This is a genomic window from Amycolatopsis sp. NPDC051106 (assembly GCF_040682775.1).
In the GTDB taxonomy this organism is placed as follows: Bacteria; Actinomycetota; Actinomycetes; order Mycobacteriales; family Pseudonocardiaceae; genus Amycolatopsis.
On the sequence record NZ_JBFBBQ010000110.1, the window covers coordinates 18,515 to 27,568 of the forward strand.

General features: G+C 71.4%; 8 protein-coding genes. 3 read left to right on the plus strand and 5 right to left on the minus strand.

The window, feature by feature from the left end; genetic code table 11:
- Positions 1–39: 39 nt before the first annotated feature.
- Positions 40–189, minus strand: a complete 150-nt coding sequence (locus AB0M83_RS42895; protein WP_364526693.1) for a hypothetical protein — start codon at positions 187–189, stop codon at positions 40–42.
- A gap of 95 nt (positions 190–284) precedes the next feature.
- On the opposite strand from AB0M83_RS42895, the gene AB0M83_RS42900 reads away from it, so the two are divergent.
- Complete coding sequence (locus AB0M83_RS42900; RefSeq protein WP_364526695.1) at positions 285–932, plus strand: DUF4230 domain-containing protein; 648 nt, start codon at positions 285–287, stop codon at positions 930–932.
- A 139-nt stretch (positions 933–1,071) separates the two neighbouring features.
- On the opposite strand, the gene AB0M83_RS42905 is transcribed toward AB0M83_RS42900, so the two are convergent.
- Together AB0M83_RS42905 and AB0M83_RS42910 are read right to left on the minus strand one after the other, a co-directional pair.
- On the minus strand, positions 1,072–1,422 hold the full coding sequence (locus AB0M83_RS42905) for a UBP-type zinc finger domain-containing protein (RefSeq protein ID WP_364526697.1): 351 nt from the start codon (positions 1,420–1,422) through the stop codon (positions 1,072–1,074).
- 68 nt (positions 1,423–1,490) lie between these two features.
- Positions 1,491–2,786 carry an MFS transporter gene (locus AB0M83_RS42910; protein WP_364526699.1) on the minus strand — a complete coding sequence of 432 codons (1,296 nt, stop codon included), beginning with the start codon at positions 2,784–2,786 and terminating at the stop codon, positions 1,491–1,493.
- A 119-nt stretch (positions 2,787–2,905) separates the two neighbouring features.
- On the opposite strand from AB0M83_RS42910, the gene AB0M83_RS42915 reads away from it, so the two are divergent.
- Positions 2,906–3,757: a PaaX family transcriptional regulator C-terminal domain-containing protein gene (locus tag AB0M83_RS42915; RefSeq protein WP_364526701.1), complete on the plus strand. Its 852-nt coding sequence runs from the start codon at positions 2,906–2,908 to the stop codon at positions 3,755–3,757.
- Positions 3,758–3,804: 47 nt separating this feature from the next.
- Here the strand turns inward: AB0M83_RS42915 and AB0M83_RS42920 are convergent, their stop codons facing one another.
- Positions 3,805–5,439, minus strand: a complete 1,635-nt coding sequence (locus AB0M83_RS42920) for a tannase/feruloyl esterase family alpha/beta hydrolase (RefSeq protein ID WP_364526703.1) — start codon at positions 5,437–5,439, stop codon at positions 3,805–3,807.
- A 7-nt stretch (positions 5,440–5,446) separates the two neighbouring features.
- On the minus strand, positions 5,447–6,841 hold the full coding sequence (locus AB0M83_RS42925) for an MFS transporter (RefSeq protein WP_364526705.1): 1,395 nt from the start codon (positions 6,839–6,841) through the stop codon (positions 5,447–5,449).
- A 146-nt stretch (positions 6,842–6,987) separates the two neighbouring features.
- Between AB0M83_RS42925 and AB0M83_RS42930 the strand changes: the two genes are divergently transcribed.
- Positions 6,988–8,745 carry a GAF domain-containing protein gene (locus tag AB0M83_RS42930; protein WP_364526707.1) on the plus strand — a complete coding sequence of 586 codons (1,758 nt, stop codon included), beginning with the start codon at positions 6,988–6,990 and terminating at the stop codon, positions 8,743–8,745.
- Positions 8,746–9,054: the final 309 nt, after the last annotated feature.

Here is a 9,054-nt window from a genome sequence, read left to right on the forward strand (position 1 = left end):
GTCCACTATGGACAGAGGTCGAGCGGGACCGGGTACCCGCTAGGCCGTCCGGACCAGGCCCGCCGCCACCGGCTCGGGGGCGGCGGGCTCGCCGAGCTTCTCGCCCTTGCGATAGCCCCCGAAGATCAGTCCGAGCACCAGGATCGCGAGGATGGCCAGCAGGACCCACAGCCACACGGACTTGCGCACGAAGCTTCCCCTTTTCGAAAGGCCCGACCACGGAGGCGGATCACGGTACCGCCCGACCCGCTTGACCGCGCAGCGAAGTGGGTAACCTTCCGGCCATGGGCGCATGGGGCAAGCGACTCGTCGCGATCGCGGTGGCAGTAGTGCTGGTGGCCGTGGTGGCGCTCGTCGCCTCGGCGCTTCACCTGTTACCCCAGTTGCGCAACCCGTTCGCCGAGAAGACCGAAGAGCGCTCGGGTCCGGTGCTGCTGCAGTCGATCGTGGAGCTGTCGCGCTACGAGGCGGCCAGCGGTTCGTTCCAGGTGGTCGTCGACATCAAGACCAGCTCGATCCTGCCCAGCTTCCTCGTGGGCAGCGACACGCTGTTCATCGGCGTCGGCACGGACAACGCCTACGTGGACTTCTCGCGGCTGAAGGGCAACGCGGTCCAGATCTCCGACGACCGCCTGTCCGCCACGATCACGTTGGGGCACGCCCAGCTGGAGCCGGCCACGCTGGACACCAAGGAGTCCTACGTCTACGCGCAGCAGCAGGGCCTGTTCACCCGGATCAACGACTTCCTCAGCGGGAACCCGAACTCGCAGCAGGCGCTCTACCAGCTCGCCCAGAAGCAGATCGAAGGCGCGGCCGCGAAGAGCACGCTGATCGCCGACGCGGAGCGGAACACCAAGACGATGCTGATCGGCCTGCTGCAGTCGCTCGGCTTCAAGAACGTCGTGGTGAACTACGCCGACAACACGGGCTGACCCGAGCGCCCCAAGGTGGCCTTGGTTGCGCTCAACGCACCGAAGGCCGCCTTGGTTGCGCTCAACGCACCGAAGGCCACATTGGGGCGCTCCCGCCGGGCCGTCCGGTGTGCCGCGATGCGAGCGTGACCAGCACCGGTCACTGGTGCAGGCGCTGAGCCCAGTCCTCGGGTAGCCGCTCGGCCGGCCCCGGCGCTCCTTGGGTGAGCGGACGGTGCGCCGGACCGGCGAGTGCCGGGCCGGACTCGTACATCGCCTGCTCGCCGTAGTCCCAGAACCACTCTTCGCCGGGCTCGAAGCTGCGCACGAACCGGTGCCCCGAGGCCGCGGCGTGGGCGCTCGCGTGCTGCCCCGGCGAGGAGTCGCAGCAGCCGATGTGGCCGCACTCGGCGCAGCGCCGGAGGTGGAACCACCAGCCCTGCGGGTCGGCGGCGTCGCAGTCCGCGCAGCCCGTGCCGCTGGGTGGCACCGAGGGATCTACGCCTTGCATGCGAACTCCTCTGGTCGGAGGGGGCGGGCGGTGCCGCGGATCATGCCCGACTGTAATCCGAACCCCCATCACGCGCTCCCGGCGACCACCCCCGCCGGGTCCGTCAGGTCGACGTCGCGGCTTTCGCGCAGGACGAGCACGCACAGCACCGTGACGAGGCAGCAGGCCGCGATCACCGCGGAGATCACGCCCGTGCCCGCGCCGGCCACGGCCGCGAACACCACCGGGCCGATGCCCGCCCCGAGCCCGGCGATCTGGTAGCCGAGCGACGCGCCGGTGTAGCGGGTGCGGGTGGCGAACAGCTCCGTGTACAGCGCGGCCAGCGGCCCGTACATCGCCGGGTGCGCGACCGACTGGCCCAGCACGACCCCCAGCGTCAGCAGCCCGGCCGAGCCGCTGTCGATCAGCGGGAACAGCAGGAACCCGACGACGGCGGTGGCCACCGCCCCGGCGATGACGACGGGACGGCGCCCGATCCGGTCGGACAGCGCCGAGTAGCCGATGATGCCGATCACCGCGCCGACCGAGGACACGGTGATCGCGTTGAGCACGGTCTGGCGCGTGAAGCCCGCGTGGACGGCGTAGGACAGGACGTACGTGGTGAGCGTGCCCTGCGCGACGAAGGCGCCGAAGCCCACGCCGATCGCCAGGAGGAGGTTCTTCGGGTGGCGGCGCAGCACCTCCAGCAGCGGCGCCCCGGCGGACCGGGCGGCCGTGGCGAACACCGGGGTCTCGTCGACCTTCAGCCGGATGAACAGGCCGATGGCGAGCAGCACGACGCTGAGCAGGAACGGCACGCGCCAGCCCCACGAGAGGAACTGCGCATCGGTGGTCACCGCGCCCATCAGCGTGAGCAGCAGCGTCGAGACCACCATCCCGCTGGGTGCCCCGGCGTTGGTGAAGCTCGCCCACAGCCCGCGGCGGCTGGTCGCGTGCTCGGCCGACATCAGCACCGCGCCGCCCCACTCGCCGCCGACGGCGACGCCCTGGAGCACGCGCAGCACGATCAGCAGCACCGGCGCCCACACCCCGATCTGCGCGTAGGTGGGCAGGACGCCGATCAGCGTGCTCGCGATGCCCATCATCGACATCGTGATCACGAGCATCCGCTTGCGCCCCAGCAGGTCGCCGAAGTGCCCGAAGATGATCCCGCCGAGCGGTCGCGCCAGGTAGCCGGTGGTGAAGGTGCCGAGGCTGGCGATCGTGCCGAGCACCGGGTCCAGGTTCGAGAAGAAGACCTTGTTGAACACCACCGCGGACGCGGTGGCGTAGAGGAGGAAGTCGTAGTACTCGATCACGCTGCCGAAGTAGCTGGAGAACACCGCGCGGCGCAGCTGCGCCCGCGAGCGGAGGTTTTCTGCCATCGCGTCCTGCCTCGTCGCCGACCCCGCGTGACCCGCGTCACGCCGCGACGAACGTTAAGCACTTTGATGACTACCGTCAAGACACTGCCCAACATCAGCGGGGCTTATATGCTCGCGGCGTGAGTGATCTGGCCGTCTCCGCCGCCGAAGGCATCGGCGCGGACACCCCGCGTCCGCAGACGCTGCTGCTCACGTTCTTCGGCGGCCACGTCCTCGACCGCGGGATCCACGTCGCCACCGCGAACGTGCTCGACGTGCTCGAACGGGTCGGCGTGTCCGAGCACGCCACCCGGTCCACGCTGAGCCGGATGGCCCGGCGCGGGCTGCTGCACCGGGTGCGCCGCGGGCGGCACGTCTACGTCGGCCTCACCGAACGGTCGCGGGCGATCCTCCACGACGGCGAGCGGCGCATCTGGCACGCGGGCGCGGTGAACCGGCAGTGGGACGGCACCTGGACACTGCTCGGGTTCTCGATGCCCGAGTCGTGGCAGCGCCAGCGCCACGCCCTGCGCTCGCGGCTGCTGTGGGCGGGCTTCGGCAGCCTGCAGGGCGGCCTGTGGATCGCCCCGGGCGAGGTCGACCCGGTCCCGCTGCTCGACGGCCTCGGCGCCGACGGTCACGTCAAGGTGTTCCAGGCCCGCGCGCTGCCGCCCACGGAGGTCGCCGGGATCGTCCGGGAGGCGTGGGACACCGAGCGGCTGGCCGGGCACTACCGGGCGTTCCTGGCCCGCTGGCAGGACCCCGAGGCCCAGGCGCCGGACAGCCTCGCCCGCGACCTGCTCCTGGAGTCCGACTGGCTGCAGACCATCCGCACCGACCCCCGGCTGCCGCGCGAACACCTGCCGGCGGACTGGCCCGCGGAGCCGGCCCAGGAGTTGTTCTACGCACTCAGCAAGGAGCTGCGCCCGGCGGCCCGCACCATCACGGCCGACCTCCTCGACTCGATCACCGATGAGCAAGCCGACGCCTGACCCGGGAAGCGAGCGGCGCGCTCCCCGGGTCAGACACTGCGTCCGTCTCAGTGCGTGCAGGCGAAACTCGACGCCCGGGCCGGATCACCGCCCCGGTACCGGGGCCAGTCCGGGTACGCGCACAGCGGCCGGGTGCGGGCGTGGGCCGTGTCCGCCACCACCGGGTTCGCCGGCGCCTGGCCGCGGTCGACCCAGCGCTCGAGCGCCGTCAACGAATCCCACGCCGCCGCGACCGCCGGAGTGCCGAAGTTCGCGTGGTTCGCTCCCGGCACGAGGTAGTACCGCAGGAAGGCGTCCGTCGCCCGCGGGCCCGCCACCTTGCGGACCCGCTCGTAGTAGTCGCTGGTCGAGTAGGGCGAAACGAGCTCGTCCGCGGCCCCGTGGAGCAGGATCAGCTTGCCGCCGGCCCGGGCGAACGGGCGCAGGTCCGCGTTGTTGCGATCCTCCACTGTGGACAGGTCGCTGATCCGGCCGAGCCACTTCCCGGGGTGCCGGGGATCCACGTCGAGCGAGTTGTACGCCGGGTCCCGGGTCAGGAAGTACTTGACCCACTGGTCCCAGTACTGCATCCCGTAGCCGCTCGTCACCGGCATGGGGTTCGCGGGTGCGGTGGTGCCGAACCCGAGGAACGGGGTCTGCATGTCCGCCCCCGACAGGAACGGGAAGCCCGGGTACTGCGTTTCGCCGCTGGCGATCCGGTACGGCCACCGGAACGGCGTCGACATCGCGGTCACCGCCCCGATCTGGGGATCCGACAGACACGTCGGACCGGTGTCGGCCCCGCCCGCGCAGCGCAGCGAGCGAGGATCGAAGTGGCACCCACCCGGGTTCGAGACGACGTTGTCCTCGATGCCGTCCAAGCCGTCACACGCGCTGATGACGCTGGTGTAGAGGAGCGTCTGCTTGTCGACGCCGGGGAATGCGCCGGGGCGCGACAGGACCTGGGTCAGGTACCCCAGATCCAGGATCTCGGCGAGGTTGTTCCAAGCCGGGTAGGCCGCAATCACGCCGTCGAACGCGGTCGGCCACCGCTGGGCCACGTTGAGCGCCTCGCGACCGCCCGTCGATCCTCCCGCGAAGAACACCTCGGTGGGCATCGCCCGGTAGCCGTGCCGGATGAGGAACAGGCTCGCGTCGCGGGTCTTCTTGAGGGCGTCACCGGCCGCGAAGTTCCGCAGGGCCTCGTCGTTCGCGCCGAACGACCCGTCCAGGGACGGTGGGGCCGCCGGGTTCTGCTGGTGGCCGGAGTCGCTCGCGAACGTCGCGTACCCCCGCGCCAGCGGCACCGGCTGGTCCGCCGGACCGAACGGCACGTTCGACGCCGGGTCGGGAATCGTGCCGTTGTAGCCGCCGCCCCCGAACATCAGCGCCCGGTGGTTCCATTCGGACGGCAGGTCGAGACGCATCTTGATGGCGGGCGCGGCCGGGTCGACGGGGAAGAGGTCGGCGTCGACCCGGCAGAACCGGATCGTCTTGCCGCTGACGACGGCGCTCGTGTCCGAAGCCGCCGTGACGCGGCCGCCGGTCGTCGGCAGGCTCATGACCGACGCCGGGATCTCCAGCTGGTTCAACGCGGCGCACGCGGGCGCCGCGACCGTGGTCGCGGAAGCCGGTCCGGCCACCGCGGTCGCCACCAGGAGCGTCATCGCCGGCACCGCGAGCCGGCGGGTCGTCTGCTTCATTCCGGCCTCACTTCCCGGCGTAGAGGTGCGCGCCCGGGATGGCGTTCGGGTCGTTCCGGACTTCGGCGGGGTTGGTCTCCGGCAGGAACCACGCGCTGGCGAAGGTGATCAACCCCATCAGCGTGATGTAGCCGGCGACGGCCGTGGTGCTCCCGGTGTTCGCGATGAGCGCCGTCATCAGGAACGGCGTGCCGCCGCTGACGATGATCGCCGAGAGCTGGTAGGCCAGCGACGCGCCCGAGTAGCGGACTCGCGGGGCGAAGAGCTCGCCGAGGAAGCTCGCGATCGGGCCGTACGTCATGGTCTGGAACACGAAACCCACCGTCACCGCGACGAAGATCAGCGGCAGCGACGCGGTGCCGACGAGCCCGAAGTACGGGAAGCCCCAGACGGCGACCCCCAGGCCGCCGATCAGGATCAGCGGCCGGCGGCCGAGCTTGTCCGAGAGGTGCCCGGACCACGGGATGACCACCAGCATCGCCACCGAAGCGAGCAGCACGACCGTGAGCAGGGAGTCGCGCTTGAGCCCGAGAGAACCGGTGCCGTAGCTCAGGAGCCCGGAGATGCTGACGTAGAACAGGCTGTTGGTGGCGGACAGGAGCCCGCAGCCGAGCAGGATGGTGCCCCACCTGCTGCGCAGGACCTGGGCCAGCGGGGCCCGGACCACCGCCTCGCCGGGCTTCGCCGTTTCCCGTTGCAGCTCACGGAACTCCGGCGTGTCCTCGACCTTGGCCTGGATGTAGAGCACCACCGAGAACATCACGACGCTGAGCAGGAACGGGATGCGCCAGCCCCAGCTGAGGAACGCGGCGTCCGGCATCAGGGCGCTGGCCCCCACGAAGATCAGGTTCGAGAGGATCACGGCGACGGGAACGCTGGTCTGCCCGAACGTCCCGGCGAAGCCGCGCCGCTTGGGGCCGGCAGACTCGGTGAGCAGGAGCATGATGCCGCCCCACTGGCCGCCGGTGGCGAGCCCCTGCACGAAGCGCAGCACGACCAGCAGGATCGGGGCCAGCGCTCCCACACTGGACGCGGTGGGCAGGCAGCCGATCAGGAAGGTCGCGGCCCCCATGACCGCCAGGCACGCGACGACGACCGGCTTGCGCCCGTACTTGTCCCCGAGGTGCCCGGCGAGCACGCCGCCGATGGGCCGCGCCACGAAGCCGGCCCAGAACGTGCTGAAGGCGAGCAGGGTCCCGGTCAGCGCCGAGGAGTGCGGGAAGAACACCTTGGGGAACACCAAGGCGGCCGCGGTGCCGTAGAGGAAGAAGTCGTACCACTCGATCGAGCTGCCGACGAGCCCCGCGGCCAGCAGCTTGCGGAAGGCCCGGCGCCGGACCGGGGACGAGCCGGCGTCGGCGTGGCCGGACTGTCCTTCGGGTTGGGTGAGGGGAATTGCCATGGATGCCGCCTTCGTCGTTGAGCGCAGCCCGGTGATGGCGGTCATGTTAGGGCGCCGTTACGCTGAGGGTTGAGGTGTGGACCATCCACTCCTGCCGCCGGATCGGTGGCGCTTTCGTCCACCGGCAGCCGAGAAGGGAGGGCACTGTGGCCAGCGGATCCGGTTCGGCGGAGACGCGGCGGCAGCGGGAGCTGGCGTCGTTGTACGCGACCGTCAAGTCGCTCACCGCGCTCGGCGAGCTCGACGAGGTCCTGCAGTCGATCGTCCACCACGCCCACGACCTGATCGGCACCGACTTCACCTACCTTTCGCTCGTCGGCGCGGACGGCAGGCTTTCGGCCCGTGCGTCGGAGGGCACGGTCTCCCCCACGTTCCTCGCGGCGGCCATCCCGGCCGGGGTGGGGCTCGGCGGCAAAGTGCTGGCCTCCCGGAGCCCGCACTGGGTGCGCGACTACGCCGCTTCGGCCGTGATCGAGCACGACCCGGACTTCGACCGCCTGGTCACCACCGAGAAACTCGTCGCCCTGCTCGGTGTTCCCCTGGTCATCCGGGGTGAAGCGGTGGGCGCCCTGTTCGCCGCGGACCGCTCCGAGCGGTCCTTCCAGGCCGACGAGATCGCGTTGCTGAACGCGTTCGCCGACCACGCCGCGGTCGCGCTCGACAACGCCCGCCTCTACGAAGCGAGCCGGACCGCCCTGCAGGAACTGCAGGTGGCGTACCGGAAGAGTGAACGGGCCCAAGCGATCCACGAAGCGCTGACGGGTGCCGTGCTGGGCGGCGGGACCCCGGGCGACGTCGCGCAGCTCCTCGCCGACCAGCTCGCCGGCAGCGTCACGCTCCTCGACCACACCGGCACCGCCGTCGTCCGCCGGGATTCGGCGTCGAGTCCGTGCCCGGCCCCGGCGGAGGCCGACCTGGCCCGCGCCGTCGAGGACGCCCGGCGCTCGGGCCGCTGCACGGTGTCGGCCGGCGAGGGCGGTGCCGCTCTCAGCGTCGCCGCGATCCAGGCGGGCGACAGCTACCTGGGCGCGCTGGCGTGGAGCCGGCCGCCCGCCGGCGGCCACGACGTCCCGGACGCGATGGACCTGCGCACCCTCGAACGCGCCACCCACATCCTCGGGCTGCTCATCCTCAAGGAGCGGGCCGTCGCCGACGCCGGCGAGCGGCTGAGCGGAGAGCTCCTGACCGAGCTCATGCTCGGCGGTCCCGGGATCAGCACGGCCCAGCGCGCCCGCACCCGCGCCCGCAACATCGACGTCGACGGCCTGGACCTGGTCGTCGTCGCGGACTCCCCCACCGTGGCCCCGACCGATCTCGCGCGCCACCTGCACGACATCGCGCGCACCCGCGCCGGGCTGGCGGGCGAGCACCTGGGCCGGGCCACCCTGATCCTCCCCGGCAGGGACGACGAGCGGACGGTCGAGGAAGTCCACAGTGGACTGCGCCGCACCCTCGGCGGCCCGCTCGTCGTCATCGGGGAACGCGCGGTCGACCACGACTGGTCCCGCGCCTTTTCCCTCGCCCGGCGCTGCGCGGCGGTGGTGCGCGCGCTCGGGCACACCGACCTGGGCGCCACCACGCGCCGCTACGCGTTGTACGCCATGGTCTTCGACCCCGAGCGGGCCGGCGAGCTCGACCGCTTCCTCACCGCCTCCATCGGTTCGCTCCTCGACCACGACGAGCGGCGGGGCACCGGCCTCGTCGAAACCCTCAGCGCCTACTACGCCCACCACGCCAACGTCGCGGCGACGGCCCGGGCGTTGCACCTGCACGTCAACACGTTGCTCAAGCGGCTGGACCGGGCCGGCACGGTCCTCGGCCTCGACTGGCGCCGCGAGAACGACCTGGAACTGCGGCTCGGGCTCCGGCTGCACGAGCTCAGGGCGAGGACCGCCGCCTCGTGAGGCGCCTCGGGTGTACTGACCCGTGAGGTCGCCGCCGCGCGCCTGAAGTTCGTTGACGGTTGCGGGTTCGCGGTGGGCCGTGATGCCATGAATGAGTCATTCACGGCGCCGGATGCCAGGGTTCCGGCAAAGTCACCCAGCCTGGCTGCCCCGGCGCAGGCCAAGGGTCGGCGCCCTGGGCAGAGGTCTTGAATGGGTCATTCAGGACCTCCCAAGACCTGAATGACCCATTCAAGACGTCTGTATCCGGCTGCGGCGGTCGAGGCGGGCCCTGCCGAGGCGGAGGCGACCCCGAACCCGGCTTGGCCG